The sequence below is a fragment of the Methylocystis sp. SB2 genome (assembly GCF_049817085.1).
Taxonomy (GTDB): domain Bacteria; phylum Pseudomonadota; class Alphaproteobacteria; order Rhizobiales; family Beijerinckiaceae; genus Methylocystis; species Methylocystis rosea.
In genome coordinates this window covers 2665659-2682420 of the sequence record NZ_CP187401.1, presented here as the reverse complement: position 1 = coordinate 2682420, position 16762 = coordinate 2665659, and the positions used below count along the sequence as shown (strand labels likewise).

Annotated in this window: 14 protein-coding genes; 7 read left to right on the top strand and 7 right to left on the bottom strand. The window is 63.9% G+C overall.

Features of this window, described 5'->3' with window-relative positions:
* Window positions 1–20 precede the first annotated feature (20 nt).
* The 6 genes from ACPS74_RS13160 to dnaK form a co-directional block, all read right to left on the bottom strand.
* The gene (locus tag ACPS74_RS13160; protein ID WP_029649079.1) at window positions 21–1238 is read right to left on the bottom strand and encodes a glycosyltransferase; all 1218 of its coding nucleotides are present in this window, start codon (window positions 1236–1238) and stop codon (window positions 21–23) included.
* 81 nt (window positions 1239–1319) lie between these two features.
* The gene (locus tag ACPS74_RS13155) at window positions 1320–1526 is read right to left on the bottom strand and encodes a ChaB family protein (RefSeq protein WP_029649078.1); all 207 of its coding nucleotides are present in this window, start codon (window positions 1524–1526) and stop codon (window positions 1320–1322) included.
* 14 nt (window positions 1527–1540) lie between these two features.
* Window positions 1541–2233, bottom strand: coding sequence for an orotidine-5'-phosphate decarboxylase (gene pyrF, locus ACPS74_RS13150; protein WP_029649077.1), 693 nt, complete (start codon window positions 2231–2233; stop codon window positions 1541–1543).
* Window positions 2230–2832 carry a class I SAM-dependent methyltransferase gene (locus tag ACPS74_RS13145; RefSeq protein WP_036241531.1) on the bottom strand — a complete coding sequence of 201 codons (603 nt, stop codon included), beginning with the start codon at window positions 2830–2832 and terminating at the stop codon, window positions 2230–2232. The genes pyrF and ACPS74_RS13145 overlap by 4 nt, the downstream gene beginning before the upstream one ends.
* Before the next feature lie 163 nt (window positions 2833–2995).
* A complete protein-coding gene (gene dnaJ, locus ACPS74_RS13140) occupies window positions 2996–4108 on the bottom strand; it encodes a molecular chaperone DnaJ (protein ID WP_029649075.1) in 1113 nt (370 codons plus the stop codon).
* Between the two features lie 122 nt (window positions 4109–4230).
* Window positions 4231–6129 carry a molecular chaperone DnaK gene (gene dnaK / locus ACPS74_RS13135; protein ID WP_029649074.1) on the bottom strand — a complete coding sequence of 633 codons (1899 nt, stop codon included), beginning with the start codon at window positions 6127–6129 and terminating at the stop codon, window positions 4231–4233.
* A gap of 360 nt (window positions 6130–6489) precedes the next feature.
* Between dnaK and ACPS74_RS13130 the strand changes: the two genes are divergently transcribed.
* From ACPS74_RS13130 to ACPS74_RS13100, 7 genes are all read left to right on the top strand, one after another.
* Window positions 6490–7587, top strand: coding sequence for an efflux RND transporter periplasmic adaptor subunit (locus ACPS74_RS13130; protein ID WP_029649073.1), 1098 nt, complete (start codon window positions 6490–6492; stop codon window positions 7585–7587).
* A 10-nt stretch (window positions 7588–7597) separates the two neighbouring features.
* Window positions 7598–10726, top strand: a complete 3129-nt coding sequence (locus tag ACPS74_RS13125) for an efflux RND transporter permease subunit (protein ID WP_029649072.1) — start codon at window positions 7598–7600, stop codon at window positions 10724–10726.
* Window positions 10723–11343, top strand: a complete 621-nt coding sequence (locus ACPS74_RS13120; RefSeq protein ID WP_083481317.1) for a TetR/AcrR family transcriptional regulator — start codon at window positions 10723–10725, stop codon at window positions 11341–11343. Before ACPS74_RS13125 ends, ACPS74_RS13120 begins: the two co-directional genes overlap by 4 nt.
* Before the next feature lie 133 nt (window positions 11344–11476).
* Complete coding sequence (locus ACPS74_RS13115; protein WP_018407060.1) at window positions 11477–12301, top strand: carbon-nitrogen hydrolase family protein; 825 nt, start codon at window positions 11477–11479, stop codon at window positions 12299–12301.
* 211 nt (window positions 12302–12512) lie between these two features.
* Complete coding sequence (locus ACPS74_RS13110) at window positions 12513–12845, top strand: integration host factor subunit alpha (RefSeq protein ID WP_029649070.1); 333 nt, start codon at window positions 12513–12515, stop codon at window positions 12843–12845.
* An 83-nt stretch (window positions 12846–12928) separates the two neighbouring features.
* Complete coding sequence (locus ACPS74_RS13105; RefSeq protein ID WP_029649069.1) at window positions 12929–15028, top strand: ABC transporter ATP-binding protein/permease; 2100 nt, start codon at window positions 12929–12931, stop codon at window positions 15026–15028.
* Window positions 15025–15723: an RlmE family RNA methyltransferase gene (locus tag ACPS74_RS13100; protein WP_029649068.1), complete on the top strand. Its 699-nt coding sequence runs from the start codon at window positions 15025–15027 to the stop codon at window positions 15721–15723. The genes ACPS74_RS13105 and ACPS74_RS13100 overlap by 4 nt, the downstream gene beginning before the upstream one ends.
* An 8-nt stretch (window positions 15724–15731) precedes the next feature.
* Here ACPS74_RS13100 and ACPS74_RS13095 read toward each other — a convergent pair whose 3' ends face one another.
* The gene (locus ACPS74_RS13095) at window positions 15732–16754 is read right to left on the bottom strand and encodes an adenosine deaminase (RefSeq protein WP_029649067.1); all 1023 of its coding nucleotides are present in this window, start codon (window positions 16752–16754) and stop codon (window positions 15732–15734) included.
* Window positions 16755–16762 lie beyond the last annotated feature (8 nt).

Genomic DNA, 16762 nt, shown 5'->3' with positions numbered 1-16762 from the left:
CTCCACGGCGCTGGCGCGCCCTATACCTCGATTTGCCGGTTCGCCTCGATCTCGCCGGGCGTTTCGAAGCGCTGCGCCGACTTTTGCGCGCGCGGCGCCTGATAGCGGCCTTTCCATTCGCCGCCGCGGCCGCTTAGGTGCCGCCAAGCCGATTCAACCGTAAACCACGTATAGCATGCCGCGACGCCTGGCAAAGCAAAGGCGCGCCACCGCGACAGGCCGTAAAAGCGCAGGGTCGGCATATAGGCCTGCGCCATCAGGAGCCATGAGAGAAGCGCCGTCTCACGCGCCGGCGATTCGCCGAACAGCGCCAGATAGGGCGGCGCGAGATAGGCGGCCGCCATGCCGATGAGAGCGCCCGCGAGACGCCAGGGGGAATAGCTGAGCTGCGCGTAGGCGGAGCGCACGACCATTCGGGAGATATCGGCGAGGCGTGGATAGGCGCGCAGGCTGTGGACGTCTTCGGTCAGACCCAGCCAGATCGGACCTTGCGCCTTCATCAGCGCGCCGAGCGCGCAATCGTCGATCAGCGCGCCGCGAATGGCCCGCAGGCCGCCTGCGGTCGCGAGCGCCTCCGGACGCAGCAGCATGACTCCTCCCGCGGCGCCCGCCGCCGGGTGATCCGGATCATTGATGTGGCGGAAGGGGTAAAGCTTCTGGAAATAGAAAATAAAGGCGGGAACGAACCAGCGCTCCGCCAGGCTTTCGCAACGAAGCTTGACCATGAGCGAGGTCAGGACGGCGCCGCGCGCCTTCGCGCCCGACGCGAGGCGGGCGAGCACATGCGGCGAAAATTCGATGTCCGCGTCGCAAAACAGCACGAAATCCGGGTCGATCGGCAAGCTCCGCACGTGATCGAACCCGCGCTGCATCGCGGCCAACTTTCCCGTCCAGCCCGCATCGGGTCCGCGCGAGGAGAGAATCGTCAGGCGGCTCGAAGCGCCATTGGCGGCCGCGCAGCGGCGAGCCGCATCGGCGGTGCCGTCGTCACTCTCGTCATCAACGAGAACAACCTCGAAGCGGCCATGGAACTGTTGTGCGAACAGCGACGCCAGGCTTTTGTCGATGACGTCGGCTTCGTTTCGAGCGGGAACGATCGCCACGACATGAGTCGCCGGAACCGCGGCGTGACCGCCTAGGTTCCGGTCATGTTCGGTCAGACGCCAGAACCCGCCGCGAAGCGCGATCAGATAGAGCCAAACGAACAGCCCGAAGGCGGAGATGACAATCGCGAGCATGGGCGAATCGGGGTAAGGATCCGACGAAGACCCATTTTTATCACTCACGCTCTAGGCAGGCCAGCGCGCCTGCCCCCTGTCCTATCGCCTTGCCCAGCCCGCCTCGGTCTTGACGTAATATCGCTTCACCGCGGCCCAGGCGATGCGGTGCGCCGCCTCCTCCTGTCGCGGGTCGCCGCGATGGGCGTCGAAGGCGTGATTGAAGGCTTCGCGATAGATGTCCTGCGCGTGCTCCGGAAGGATGTGCTGGAGATTCTCGGGCAGATCGGCGTTGCTCTCGTAGGGCATATGACGGACCTCGATCAGGCGAGGGTCATCTCGCTCACCACCGCCTGCGCCGCCGCCGCAGGATCTGTCGCCCGCGTGATCGGCCGGCCGACGACGATATAGTCGGCGGAGGCTGCGACCGCCTGCCGCGGCGTCATGACGCGCTTCTGATCGCCGACATCTGCGCCCTCCGGCCGCACTCCCGGCGTCACCAGCAGCACGCCCTCGCCCACAAGCGGCCTAATCGCGCCAAGCTCCATCGGCGACAGGATGAGGCCGTCGACGCCCTTTTCCCTGGCTTGTCTGGCGCGGCGCGCGACGAGTTCGGCGACGCCGCAGGCGTAGCCGGCTTCTTTCAGATCAGCGTCGTCATAGGAGGTCATCACCGTCACGGCGAGGAGCTTGAGCGCGCCGCCTGAGGCGCCCTCGCGCGCCGCCGCCATCGTCTGAGGAAAGGCGTGGATCGTGAGAAAGTCGACGCCGAGCCGGGCGATCTGGCGGGTCGCGCGCTCCACGGTGACGCCGATGTCATGAAGCTTCAAATCAAGAAATACGCGCTTGCCCGCGGCCTTCAGTTCGCGCGCGAAGTCGAAGCCGCCCGGCGCATAGGCGAGCTCCAAGCCGACCTTGAAGAAGGAGACCGTCTCGCCCAGACCCGCGACCATCGCCCGCGCCTCTTCGACGCTTTCGACGTCCAGCGCCACGATCAGCCGGTCCTGCGGCTTCACGCCTTACGCTTTCCGGCGAAGCCGGCGTAACCCGCTTTGCGATAGCGCCAGACGCGCGCGGGTGGAATGTTGAGCACGACCGGCGGCGATCCCTTGCCGACATAGGCGCCGTTGACGCCATTGGCGTGCATGGGCATCGGCGATTTGGTCAGGCCATAAGTGAACTGGATGAAGAGCCCCTCGTCGCCCATCAGTTCGAAGGCCTGGTTCAACAGCTCAACCCGATCGCGCTCCGGCCGCACCAGGAGCGGCAGGCTGGAGACGACGGTGGCGATTTTCCCCGGGACCTTGCCGTCGAGAGTCGCCTTGAGGCTATAGGCGTCGCCCTGCACGATGTTGACGCCCGGAAAGCGTTCCGACAGCAGATGGCAGAACCGGCTCTCATATTCGACGAGGACGAGGCGCTCGGGCGCGATGCCGCGCGCGAGCAGCGCCTGGGTGACAGGACCGGTGCCGGGACCGAGCTCGACGATATGGCCCTCTCGATCCAGTTCGACGAAGCCGGCCATCGTCTTGGCGAGCGCGCGTCCGGACGGCGAAACGGCGCCGATGAGCCGCGGGTTTTCGATCCATTGACGGATGAAGCGCGCGTTATCCACGAGCCTCGCGCGCCCACTGGCTTTCTGCGTTTTGTGCGGCAACAGCGCCCCTCCCGACCGGCGCGATGAAACGCGCAAACGGCCCCCGCGATCGGAGGGCCGTTGGGCCGATGATAGGAGAGGCGCGCGTCAAAAACAACGCGGCGTCATAGAACTCTGCCGCCTAACCGCCAAACAGATCCTTCATCCGCGCGAAAAAGCCGGTCTCTTCGGGATGCGTGTCGTGCGAAGACTCCTCCTCGAATTCAGCGAGGAGCTCCTTCTGGCGCTTGGTGAGCTTTTGCGGCGTCTCGACGCTGATCTGCACATGCAGGTCGCCCTGGTCGCGCCCGCGCAGAACCGGCATGCCCTTGCCTTTGGCCTTGAGCTGGCGTCCGGACTGCGCGCCCTCGGGAATTTTGAGCTTCACCTCGGAGCCGTCGAGCGCGTGGACCTTGATCTCGCCGCCGAGCGCCGCACGCACCATCGAGATCGGCACGCGGCAATAGAGATCCGCTCCATCGCGCTGGAAGAACGGATGCGGCTTCACCGACAGGAAGATATAGAGGTCGCCGGGCGGACCGCCGCGCAGGCCCGCCTCGCCCTCGCCCGCGAGCCTGATGCGCGTGCCGTCCTCAACGCCCGGCGGCACATTGACGGAAAGCGAGCGTTCGATCGTCTTGCGCCCGGCGCCGGCGCAAGCTGGGCAAGGATTCTCGATGGTCTCGCCGCGCCCCTGGCAGGTCGGACAGGTGCGCTCGATCGCGAAAAAACCCTGCTGGGCGCGCACGCGTCCCATGCCGGCGCAGGTCGCGCAGGTCTTGGGCTTGGAGCCTTTTTTCGCGCCCGTTCCCGCGCAGGCCTCACAGGTCGCCGAGGTCGGGATTTGCAGCGAGGCGGCCTTGCCGTGATAGGCCTCGTCGAGGGTGATCTCCATGTTGTAGCGCAGATCCGAGCCCCGCTCGCGGCCGCCCGAGCGGCTGCGCCGCCCCATGACGTCGCCGAACAGATCCTCGAAAATGTCCGCCATGGAGGCGCCGAAGCCCTCGCCGCCGCCGAAGCCGCCGCCCTGTTCAAAGGCGGCATGGCCGAAGCGGTCGTATGCCGCGCGCTTCTGCTGGTCGCACAGACACTGATAGGCTTCGTTCAATTCCTTGAAACGTGCTTCCGCCTGCTTGTCGCCAGGGTGCCGATCGGGATGACACTGCATCGCCGCCTTACGGAAGGCGATCTTCAATTCGACTTCCGTGACCGTGCGGCTTACGCCCAGAACTTCGTAATAGTCGCGTTTGGACATGCTGGATTTCTGATGGTGCGCGGCGGGCCTGGCCGCGATCACATGAACGCAAGGAAACCCGGCGTATTCGCGCCGGGTTCCCGTTTCGCTACCGCATCGAAGCGGCTATGGCCAGTCCCGGCTTACTTCTTATCGTCGCCGACGTCCTTGAACTCCGCGTCGATCACGTCGTCCTTTGGCGCCTCCTCGGACGCGCCCGTCCCTGAGGCGTCCGCCTGCTGCGCCTTATACATCGCCTCGCCGAGCTTCATCGAGGCCTGACTCAATTCGTTCGTCCTGGCCTTGATCGCGTCCGCGTCGTCGCCCTCGACGGCGCTCTTCAGCGCGGCGATGGCGGCTTCGATGGCGCTCTTGTCCGCGGCCGAAACCTTATCGCCGAATTCGGCGACGGATTTCTCCGCAGCGTGGACCGCGGCCTCGCCATGGTTCTTGGCGTCGACGAGTTCGCGGCGGATTTTGTCTTCCGCGGCGTGCTCCTCGGCGTCCTTGACCATTTTATCGATGTCGGCGTCGCTCAGGCCGCCAGAGGCCTGGATGCGGATCTGTTGTTCCTTGTTCGTCGCCTTGTCTTTCGCCGTGACGTTGACGATGCCGTTCGCGTCGATGTCGAAGGTCACCTCCACTTGCGGCATGCCGCGCGGCGCCGGCGGAATGCCGACGAGGTCGAACTGGCCGAGCAGCTTGTTGTTCGCAGCCATCTCGCGTTCGCCCTGGAAGACCCGGATGGTGACGGCGGTCTGATTGTCTTCGGCCGTCGAGAACACCTGGCTTTTCTTGGTGGGGATCGTCGTGTTCCGGTCGATGAGGCGCGTGAACACGCCGCCGAGCGTCTCGATGCCCAGCGACAGCGGCGTCACGTCGAGCAGCAGCACGTCCTTCACGTCGCCCTGCAGCACGCCCGCCTGCACCGCGGCGCCGATGGCGACGACTTCGTCAGGGTTGACGCCCTTGTGCGGCTCCTTGCCGAAGAACTGCTTCACGACCTCCTGGACTTTGGGCATACGGGTCATGCCGCCCACAAGCACCACTTCGCCGATGTCCGCCGCCGACAGTCCGGCGTCCTTCAACGCCTTCCGGCAGGGCTCCACCGTGCGCTGAATAAGATCGTCGACGAGCGCTTCGAACTTCGCGCGCGTGAGCTTCAGCGTCAGATGCTTGGGGCCTGTAGCGTCGGCGGTGATGTAAGGCAGATTGATTTCAGTCTGCGTCGCCGACGAGAGTTCGATCTTGGCCTTTTCGGCGGCCTCCTTGAGGCGCTGCAGAGCGAGCTTGTCCTTCGTGAGGTCGATGCCCTGCTCTTTCTTGAACTCGGCCGCGAGATATTCGACGAGGCGCATGTCGAAGTCTTCGCCGCCAAGGAACGTGTCGCCGTTCGTCGACTTCACCTCGAAGACGCCGTCGCCGATCTCCAGGATCGACACGTCGAACGTGCCGCCGCCGAGGTCATAAACGGCGATCGTGCCCGACTGCTTCTTATCGAGGCCATAAGCGAGCGCCGCCGCCGTGGGCTCGTTGATGATGCGCAGCACTTCGAGGCCGGCGATCTTGCCGGCGTCCTTGGTGGCCTGGCGCTGAGCGTCGTTGAAGTAGGCGGGGACGGTGATGACGGCTTGGGTGACCGTCTGACCGAGAAAGGCCTCGGCTGTCTCCTTCATCTTTTGCAGAATGAAGGCGGAAATCTGAGAGGGCGAATATTGCTTGCCCGAAGCCTCGACCCAGGCGTCGCCATTATTCGCCTTGACGATCTTGTAGGGAACGAGACCCATGTCCTTCTTGGTCATCGGGTCGTCATAGGTGCGGCCGATCAGCCGCTTGATGGCGAAGAAGGTCTTGTCGGGATTCGTCACCGCCTGACGTTTGGCGGGTTGGCCGACGAGGCGTTCGCCGTCATCGGTGAAGGCGACAATCGAAGGCGTCGTCCGAGCGCCTTCGGCGTTTTCAATCACCTTGGGGCTCGACCCTTCCATGACGGCCACGCAGGAATTGGTCGTGCCGAGGTCGATGCCGATAATTTTGCCCATATCGTTTCCTTTCGCTGGTGAACGCCGGACCCCGAAGCGGTCCGGTTCAAAAGGCGAAGGACGGCGGCTCGCCATGAGCCCGCCGCGCGATCCTTCACGCTTAGCTCTCCCAAGATTGTGTTGCGCTCACCCGGCCGCAAGAGCAGGCCGCGTATAGAAGAATCATTTCCGTGCGACAAGGCGTCCGGGCTGCGCTGCGGCGCGTCCAGTCATGGACCGGGCCGGTTTAGCCAGCGCCTGGAACAAGATTTCGCTGCAACAAAATTTGTCTTGCCTGTTGACCAATCGCTGACGACTGACGATTATTAAAACTCGTCAGAAGGAACTAAACGCGGCCCTGGCGTCAATGGACGGAGTTCAATGCTCAGCTATCGCTCGACGCTTTATGCGCTCGCCGCCGTTCTGACCGCGGCGCTCGCCGGCTGTGACGGCAAGGGCGAACGGTCCGCCGAAGAGAGCGAGCGCTCCGAGCGGCCGGTGCTCGTCGCGCCGGCGCGCTACGCCGCGCAGTCGCAAGCGCGCGAATTTGTCGCCACCATTCGTCCCCGGGTCGAGTCCGACCAAGGTTTTCGCATCGGCGGGAAGGTGGTCAAACGCTTTGTCGAGGTCGGTCAGCGGGTCAAGGCTGGCGACCCGATCGCGGCGCTCGACGAGCAGGATCTGCGGCTGCAGAAGGAGCAGTCCGACGCCGAATTCGCCGCGGCGCGGGTGGCGCAAACTCAGGCCCTCGCCGATGAAAGGCGGGCCGCCGAACTGCGCGCCAAGGGCTGGACCGCCCAGGCGGCGCTCGATCGCGCGCGCTCGGGCGGCGAGGAAGCGCGCGGGCGGTTCCGACGGGCCGAACGCGCGGTCGAACTCGCCCGCAACGCGCTGGACTACGCCATGCTGCGCGCCGGGGCGGACGGCGTCGTCACGCAAACGCTCGTCGATGCCGGGCAAGTGGTCGCGGCGGGGCAGCCCGCCGTGCGCATCGCCCATGCCGGCGAACTGGAAGCCGCCGTCTCCTTGCCGGAAGCGTTCGCCGCGGCGGCTGGAAAGGGCGAGGCGACCTTGACGCTCTGGTCGAAGCCCGGCGCGGTCTATCGCGCCAAACTGCGCGAACTGAGCCCCGCCGCCGATCCGGTCACGCGCACTTTCGCGGCGCGCTTCTCTATCCTCAATCCGGATGCCGCCGTCGCGCTCGGCATGAGCGCCACGCTGCACATTTCCGCTTCGGATGCGCAGCCCGTCGTCAGCGTGCCGCTCTCGGCGATCTACAATCAGGGGACAGGCCCTTCCCTCTGGAAGGTCGACGGCGAAGGGAACTTGCAGCTCGTTCCCGTCACCTTGGTGCGCCTCGAAGCCGACGCCGCGCTTGTCTCTGGCGGCGTCAAGGACGGCGACAACATCGTCGTTCTTGGCGTCCACAAGCTCGATCCCAATACAAAAGTCCGCGTGATCTCGCGGCAATCGCTTTGAGGGTCTGGCCATGGCTGGCGTAAACCTTTCGCGCTGGGCCGTCCAACGGCCGACGCTGATGCTGTTTCTGATGATCGCGATCAGTCTGACCGGCGTCTATTCCTACATGCGGCTGGGACGCGCCGAGGATCCGTCATTCACCATCAAGGTCGCCGTCGTGACGGCCTCATGGCCAGGCGCGACAGCTACCGAGATACGCGATCAGGTCGCGGATCTGATGGAGAAGAAGCTTCAGGAGCTGCCCTTCCTCGACAAGATCGAGAGCTACACCAAGCCCGGCTTTCTGGCGATGCAGGTGACCTTCAAGGACACGACTCCGCCGAAGGACGTGCCGCAGCTCTTCTATCAGTTGCGCAAAAAGCTCGACGACATCGCGCCGACGCTGCCCGCCGGGGTGCGCGGCCCGCAAGTGAACGACGAATATGGCGACGTCGACACGGTGATGTATGCGGTGACTGGCGACGGCGCCGACTATCATGTCCTCGACAAGGTGGTCCAGACGCTGCGCCAACGGCTGCTCGCCGTGCAGGACGTGATCAAAGTCGACGTCTATGGCGATCAGGGACGCCGCATCTTTGTCGAATTCAGCGAGGCGAAGCTCGCGAGCCTGGCGATCCAGCCTCAGGCCGTCTTCGATTCGCTCTCCAAGCAGAACGCCATCAACGACGCCGGCGTGTTCGAGACCTCGTCGAACCGCGTGCGGGTTCAGGTGACGAGCGATCTCAAGGGCGCCGACGCGATCGCCGCGATTCCGATCGAAGCCAATGGCAAGGTGATCCGCCTCGGCGACTTCGCCAATGTCTACGCCGGCTTCGAAGACCCGCCGAGTTTTCTCGCGCGCTTCAAGGGCCAGCCGGCGATCGTCGTCGGCGTCGTTATGGGAAAAGGCGCCAACGTCCTCAAATTCGGCGAGAACGTCGGCGCAGCGGTAGAGGAGATACGCGGCAAGACGCCGGTCGGCATTGACATCGACCAGGTCGCCGATCAGCCGAAGGTCGTCGAGGAGGCGATCGGCGAATTCACGCGTTCGTTCCTCGAGGCTCTGGTGATCGTGCTCGGCGTGAGCTTTCTCTCGCTTGGCTTTCGGACCGGCATCGTCGTCGCGCTCTCCGTGCCTTTGGTGCTCGCCATCGTTTTTATCTTCATGGGGCCGCTCGGCATCGATCTCCAGCGCATCTCGCTTGGCGCGCTGATCATTGCGCTCGGTCTTCTTGTCGATGACGCGATCATCGCCGTCGAGATGATGATGGTGAAGATGGAGCAGGGCTTCAATCGGATCAAAGCCGCGACCTTCGCCTGGGAGTCGACGGCCTTTCCGATGCTCACGGGGACGCTTGTGACCGCTGCGGGCTTCCTGCCGGTCGGCTTCGCCAATTCCGGAGTGGGCGAATATACCGGTTCGATGTTCTGGGTGTTGCTCGTCGCGCTGATCGCCTCATGGTTTGTCGCGGTGATGTTCACGCCCTATCTCGGCGTGAAGCTTCTTCCCGATTTCGCCAAGCTGCATCCGCATCGCGATCCGGAGGAGATCTATCGAACGCCCTTTTATCGCTGGCTCCGCGCCGTCGTCACCTGGGCGGTCGACTATCGCGGCGTGGTGATCGCCGGCGTGATCGGCGTTTTCGCGCTCGCTGTCTTCGGCTTCTTCGTCGTGCCGAAGCAGTTCTTCCCCTATGCAGAGCGCCTGGAGCTCTTCCTCCAGTTGCGCCTTCCTGAAGGGTCGTCCATCGGCGCTTCGCTCGAGGCCGCGAAACAAGCCGAGACGCTCCTCAAGGACGATCCGGACGCCGCCCTTTACACGAGCTATGTCGGACAGGGGCCGCCGCGGTTCTGGCTCGGCCTCAATCCGCAGCTCCCGAATGAAGCCTATTCCGAGATCGTCATCGTCGCCAAGGACATCGCGGCGCGCGAGCGCTTGAAGAAGAAGCTGGAGACCGCCATCGCCAACGGCGCTTTGCCGCAGGCGCGCGCGCGCGTCGATCGCTTCTATTACGGGCCGCCGGTGGGGTTTCCCGTGCAGTTTCGCGTGGTCGGCTCAGATCCCGCGACCGTCCGCGCCATCGCCTATCAGGTGCGCGACGTGATGCGCGGCGACGAGGGCGTCGACGATCCGCATCTCAACTGGAACGAGCAGACCCCGCGCGTGCGGCTGGTCATCGATCAGGATCGCGCGCGGCTTCTCGGGCTGACGCCGCAGGATGTGTCGAACAGGCTGCGTCTGGCGATTTCCGGCGTGACGATCACGACATTGCGCGACGGGATCGATCAGGTCGAAGTGGTCGCGCGCGCCATTCCTCAGGAGCGCGGCGATCTCTCGAGGATCGGCGACATGGTGATCTATGCGCGCGACGGCAAGGCGGTGACGGTCTCGCAGGTCGCGAAGGTCGTCTACGACCACGAAGAGCCGATTTTTTGGCGGCGCAATCGCGACATGAGCATCACGGTGCGCTCCGGCGTCAAGGACGGCGTGCAGGCGCCGGATGCGACGATGCGCATCTGGCCGCAGCTTGCGCAGATTCGCGAGCATCTTCCGCCGGGCTATCGCATCGAGATGGGCGGCGCGATCGAGGAATCGAAAAAGGGCAACGCGTCAATCTTTGCGGTTTTTCCGCTCGTCGGCCTCGTCATGCTGACCATCGTGATGTTCCAGCTGCAGAACTTCACACGCGTCGCCCTCGTGATGGTGAGCGCGCCGCTCGGCGTCATTGGCGCATCGCTCGCGCTCAATGTCGCTCACGCGCCGTTCGGCTTCGTCGCGCTGCTTGGCCTCATCGCGCTCTCCGGCATGGACATGCGCAATTCGATCATTCTCGTCGATCAGGTGCGACAGGATCTCGAGCGCGGCGCGAAATATCGAGAGGCGATCATCGGCGCGACGATTCGGCGCGTGCGTCCCGTCGCGCTGACGGCGCTCGCTGCGATTCTCGCCATGATTCCGCTATCGGGCTCCGCCTTCTGGGGGCCGATGGCGCTGACCATCATGGGCGGGCTTTTTGTCGCCACTTTTCTCACGGTTCTGTTCCTGCCGGCGCTTTACGCGACATGGTTCCGCCGTCATCTTGGCGAGGGATTGGCCGAAGCCAAGGGCGCGCGGGCCCAGACCCTGGCCGACGGGCTTGCGAGGGGAGCGGCCGAATGAGCGTGATGGGGGCTAGCGCGCAGAACCCGCGCGAGACCGAGCAGCGCGCGAGAATCATCGCCACTGCAGAGCGTCTCTTCCGCGAGATCGGCTTCCAAAAGACCACGGTCGCCGATATCGCCCGCGAATTGCGGATGTCGCCGGCGAACGTCTATCGCTTCTTTGGCGCCAAATCGGAAATCAACGCCGCCGTCGCCCGCCATCTGATGAACGAAGTCGAGCAGTCGGCGCAGAGCATCGCGCATGGGCCGGGTTCGGCGGAACAGCGGCTGCGCGCGCTCATCCTGTCCAATGAGGCGATGAACGCCGAGCGCTACGTCGCCGACCGCAAGCTGCACGACATGGTGGAAGCGGCGCTCGACGAGAATTGGCCGATCATCTCGGATCACATCGACCGTATCGACGCCGCGCTCGAGGACGTCATTCGCTCGGGCATGGAGAGCGGCGAATTCGCTAAGGGCGATGCGCAGCTCGCGGCGCGGCTGGTGCATGCCGCCTGTATTCGCTACTGCCACCCGCGGCTGATGGTGGAATGCGCCGATCGCCCAACGCCGACCAGCGCGCAAATGGTCGAATTTTGCATTGCAGCGTTGCGCGCCGGCTTTTGCCCCAACTGATCCACGACGTTGTCGCGCTAAGCGCGATTCGACCTATACCTTCGGCGCCAGCGACGTATAATGAGCGGGCGGCGCTATTCGTTAGGATGCGACTTTGGGTCGCGGGAGCAACAGCGAAACAATCGGGCGGTCGATGAAGGTTACTCTGGTTCAGATGAATTCGGTTGGCGATAAGGCCTTGAACCTCGCCAACGCCCGCGCTTTGATCGAGCGCGCCGTGGTTCAGGAGCGTCCCGACTGGATTTGTCTTCCTGAGGTTTTCGATTTCATCGGCGGCTCGCGCGCCGAGAAGATGGCGGCGGCCGAGGAGCTTCCGGGCGGCCCCGCTTATGAAATGTGCCAGGCGCTCGCGCGAGAGCACAAGGTCTTCATACACGCCGGATCCATTCTTGAAAAAGCGCCTGGCGAGGAGCGGTTGCACAACACCAGCGTCGCCTTCAATCGCGAGGGCGAGGAGGTGGCGCGCTACCGCAAGATCCACATGTTCGACATCACGGCGCCGGACGGGGCGAAATATCACGAGAGCGCCGCGTTTAAGCCGGGCGACTCCGTCGTCACCTATGATTGCGAGGGCGTCACCGTCGGCTGCGCGATCTGCTACGACCTTCGCTTTTCATATCTCTTCCAGGCGCTCGCGGATAAGGGCGCGGATATCGTCGCGCTGCCGGCGGCGTTCACGCTGGTCACCGGCAAGGACCATTGGGAAGTGCTGTGCCGCGCGCGCGCGATCGAAATGCAGGCCTATCTCTGCGCGCCGGCGCAGACGGGTGCGCATAAGGCCGGGCATGAGACGCGCTTTACGTACGGCAATTCTCTGATCGCCGACCCGTGGGGCCAAGTCGTCGCGAAAGCTTCCGAGGGGCCGGGCCTCGTATCGTCCTATGTGGACGTCGACCGCATTCGTAAAATACGCGCCATGATCCCGGTGGCGCAGCACAAGGTGAAATTGGCCGTTTGAGGGTTCAGGTATCGCCTGCCCGCAGGTCAGAGTTTGATCGTTTGGTCGGGACGTAGAACACGTGATCGCCCTTGCATATCGGTCGTTTATGCGTACTATGCGGCCACGGGCGCAGCGCCCATTTATTGCCATGTTGCGATTGCCAGAAGCTTCGAGGGGGAGTTGTGTTCAGCCCAGTCCCGACAGAACGATCATTGGGCGCTCTTTTCGCATGGTAAGGAGAACCGCTCCAGGCAGCACCCTAACGCGGGCGGCGCTGCGAGAGGCCGTCTATGGCTGCTGCCCATCACTGTCCCGCGCCGAAGCTCGCAAGATCTTGGACGCGACTTTTGACGAGATCAGCGAAGCTTTGCTGCGCGGCGAATCCGTAAAATTGCGTTCCTTCGGGACTTTTAACGTGCGCGCCAAGCGAGAGCGCATCGGCCGCAATCCCAAAACCGGCGTCGAGGCCACGATAACATCGCGCCGTGTGTTGACCTTTAAGGCCTCGCCCGTGCTTGTCGCGTATGTCAATGGCGACGCGGTCATTCCTGAAGAGGACTGACTCCTCTATACATGGGGCTAGACGGCAATCGCCGGCGACACGGTCGCGGCGAGCCGAGCGGCTTCTCACATCCAAGGTGAAAGATGCAGAAATTGAGCGTGGCGGTCGCGATCTTCGCGGCGCTTACTGCGCTGGTCGGCGCCCATAAGGGCGACTCCAGCCTATTCGTTCTCGTCGCCGCGACGGCGCTCTGCGCCTATACGACGTGGCGCGCCGCCGACATGTCGAGCTTCCTGAAAAACTTCGCGTACATCTTCTCAACCGAGACGATCGTCTTCGGGCTCATTGGCCTGGCGCAGGCGGAAGGCCTGTGGCCCGAGTCGCTGAAAGACTATGCGCCGCCCGAAACCATGCCGCTCACCGTGGCGGTGTTCTCGATCATTGTCTACGCGATCTCGTACATTCCAGTCGTGCGGGAGATGACGCGCATCGCCGATCTCTATTTCGATTCGCCCGACCGTGGCGAAGGGCGCGTCTGGCCGTTCCAGCCCTTTGCGGCGCGAGAGAGCGCCATCGCCATCGCCATGGTGGTCGTCTTGGTGCTGCTCAATCAGGGCCAGGTCGGCATCACCGTGCGTCTGTCCTTCTTCAATCGCGACTGGTTCAACGCCATTCAGGAGAAAAACGCCGGGGAGTTCTGGCGGCAGCTTCTTTACGTTTTTACGCCATGGGCGTTCGTTTACGTCGCCTCGGTGATTATGGAATTCGTTCTGCAGTCGATGCTGATCATCCGCTGGCGTCGCTGGCTGACGGAGCACTATGTCGAGCGCTGGCTCGGCGCGCATACGCATTACGGCATGTCGCTCGCCGGGAGCGGCGCTGACAATCCGGACCAGCGCATCGCCGAAGACGTCAATCGCTTCATCAGCGGCGGAGAGGAAGGCTATGGCGTCTACTCCTATTCGATCCTGCTGATCGCCACCTTGAGTTCGCTTGTCTCCTTCGCCTATGTGCTGTGGGATTTGTCGGGCAATTATCCGCTGCCCGGAACTGACATCTACATTCCCGGTTTCCTGTTCTGGGTTGTGCTGCTCTATGCGTTGGTGGGAACGCTGGTGACGCATCTTATCGGCCGCTCTCTTACCGGGCTCTACTTCGATCGGCAGAGACGCGAGGCGGACTTCCGCTTTTCCCTGGCGCGAATGCGCGAATACAGCGAGCAGATCGCCCTGCTTGGCGGCGAGCCTGCCGAGCGCGGTTCGCTGCTGCGGCGGTTCGCCGGCATTATCGTCAACTATCTGGCGATCGTGCAGAAGCGCAAGCAGCTGATGGCGTTCACCTCCACCTACGGACAGTTGTCGCCGATCATTCCTTACGTGATCACGGCGCCCTTCTATTTCGCCGGGCGCATTACGCTCGGCGTCATGACGCAGACGGCGAGCGCCTTCGGGCGGGTGGAGAGCGCGCTGACCTTCTTCATCAACTACTACACCTCTCTCGCCAATTTTAAGTCCGTGCTCGACCGCTTGACGTCCTTTGACCACGCGATCGATACGGCCCGCCGGCAGACGTCTGCGACGCAAATTATCTCTCCGACTGACGGCGCTGACATTCGCCTTCGCGGGCTGACGCTTGCTTTGCCCGATGGACGCCAAATCGTAACGGTCGACGATCTGACGCTCACCGCCGGCCAGTCGGCGCTGCTCACCGGCCCATCGGGTTCCGGCAAGTCGACGCTGTTTCGCGCCATCGCCGGCATCTGGCCTTACGCTTCGGGCGAGGCGCTCACGCCGCGCGGCGCGAAGGTGATGCTGGCGCCGCAGCGGCCCTACATCCCCATGGGCGCGCTGGCCGAAGCGATCGTCTATCCGGGCCACGTCAGCGACTACTCGCGCGCTGAAGTGCAGGAGGCGCTGCGCGCGGCGCGGCTTGCGCCTTTCGTCGAGCGCCTCGACGAGGAAAACAACTGGGGTCAGCGGCTTTCAGGCGGCGAGCAGCAACGCGTCGCGATCGCGCGCGCGCTGCTCGCCAAGCCGGATTGGCTTTTCCTCGACGAAGCCACGTCGGCGCTCGACGAGCGGCTCGAAGAAGACATCTACGCCATGCTGCGCGAGCGGCTGCCCGGCACGACGATCGTCTCAATCGGCCATCGGTCGACTCTGCACGCCTTCCACGATCGAGACATCGTCATGGAGCCGGCGCCCGGCGGCGTCTTCAGCCCGCGCGACAAGGTGCACGCGTGACGAAAGAGTCGGGACGCGAAGGCGGGCGATCGCTCAAGACACGGGTCAAGACCGCGCGCAAGCGGTCGCTCTCCTCGACGCTCTGGCTGGAGCGCCAGCTCAATGATCCCTATGTCGCGCGCGCCAAGCGCGAGGGCTACCGCTCGCGCGCCGCCTATAAGCTCATCGAGATGGATGATCGCTATCATCTCTTTAAGCCGGGCGACCGCATCGTCGATCTTGGCGCCGCGCCCGGCGGCTGGTCACAGGTCGCCGCCGCGCATGTGAAGGCGAAAGAGGGCAAGGGCAAAGTCGTCGCGGTCGATCTTCTCGACATGGAGGCGGTCGACGGCGTCGAATTCGCGGTGAAGGATTTCAATGATCCCGACGCGCCGGAATTCATCAAGAACATGCTCGGTGGCGACGCCGACGGCGTGATGTCGGACATGGCCGCGAACGCCACCGGCCATCGGGCGACCGATCATCTGCGCATCGTCGCGCTCGCCGAGCTTGCCGCTGATTTCGCTTGCGACGTGTTGGCGAAGGGCGGCTTCTTCATCGCCAAAGTGCTGCAGGGCGGAACCGAAGGCCAGCTGCTCACGCGGCTCAAGCGCGATTTCGCGACGGTGCGGCACGTCAAGCCGGAGGCGAGCCGCGCGGGTTCGGCAGAGCTCTATGTCTTGGCGACAGGGTTTCGCGGGCGCCGCGACGACTAGGCGATGCGCTACGCGCCCTGCGCTTGCGCATAGGCGTCGACCTCGGCGATCCTCTCTTTCTTTTCATCGTCAGAAAGAAAGGAGGCGCTGAAACTGTTTTGGGCGAGCTGCGTCAGCTCGGCTGATCCTAATGCGAAAGCCTGCTGAATCGCGCGGTAGTTCTCGTTCACATAGCCGCCAAAATAGGCCGGATCGTCCGAATTGACGGTCACGACGACGCCTGCTTCGAAGAGCCGCTGAATCGGATGCGCGCGCATATCGGGATAGACGCAGAGGCGTATATTCGACAGCGGACAGACCGTCAGCGGAACCCGCTCGCGCGCGAGCCGCTGAACCAAAGCCGCGTCATCGATCGCGTGAACGCCGTGATCGATGCGCTCGACCTTCAAGCGATCCAGAGCTTCGGAGACATAGGCGGCGGGTCCCTCTTCGCCCGCATGGGCCACGGCGCGCAGACCGAGCGAACGGGCGCGCTCATAGACCTCAGTAAACTTGCCCGGCGGATTTCCGGCTTCCGCGGAATCCAGTCCGACCCCGGTGATGCGATCGAGCCATGGACGCGCCGCTTCGAGCGTGGCCATGGCGTCAGCCTCGTGGAGATCGCGCAGGAAGCACATGAGGAGGCGCGACGTCGGCCCGCCCTCGCGCGCGGCGTCGTTCAGAGCTGCGCTCAATCCCTCCACGACCGGGCCGAAGGGAACGCCGCGACGCATATGCGCCTGCGGATCGAAAAATATTTCAACGTGGCGGACGTTCTCATCGCGAGCGCGGTCGAGATATGCGCGCGCCAGATCGTAGAAGTCTCGCTCGGTCAAGAGCGCCTGCGTCGCCTGATAATAAAGATCGAGAAAATCCTCGAGGTTTTGAAAATCGTATAAGCGGCGCATCGCCTCGACCGAAGCGTAAGGGAGCTTGACGCCATTGCGCTCGGCGAGCGCGAAGGCCGTTTCGGGTTCCAGCGTTCCCTCGATATGAAGATGAAGCTCCGCCTTCGGGAGCCCGGCGATGAAGTCTTGGGCTGCGTTCGACATAACATCCT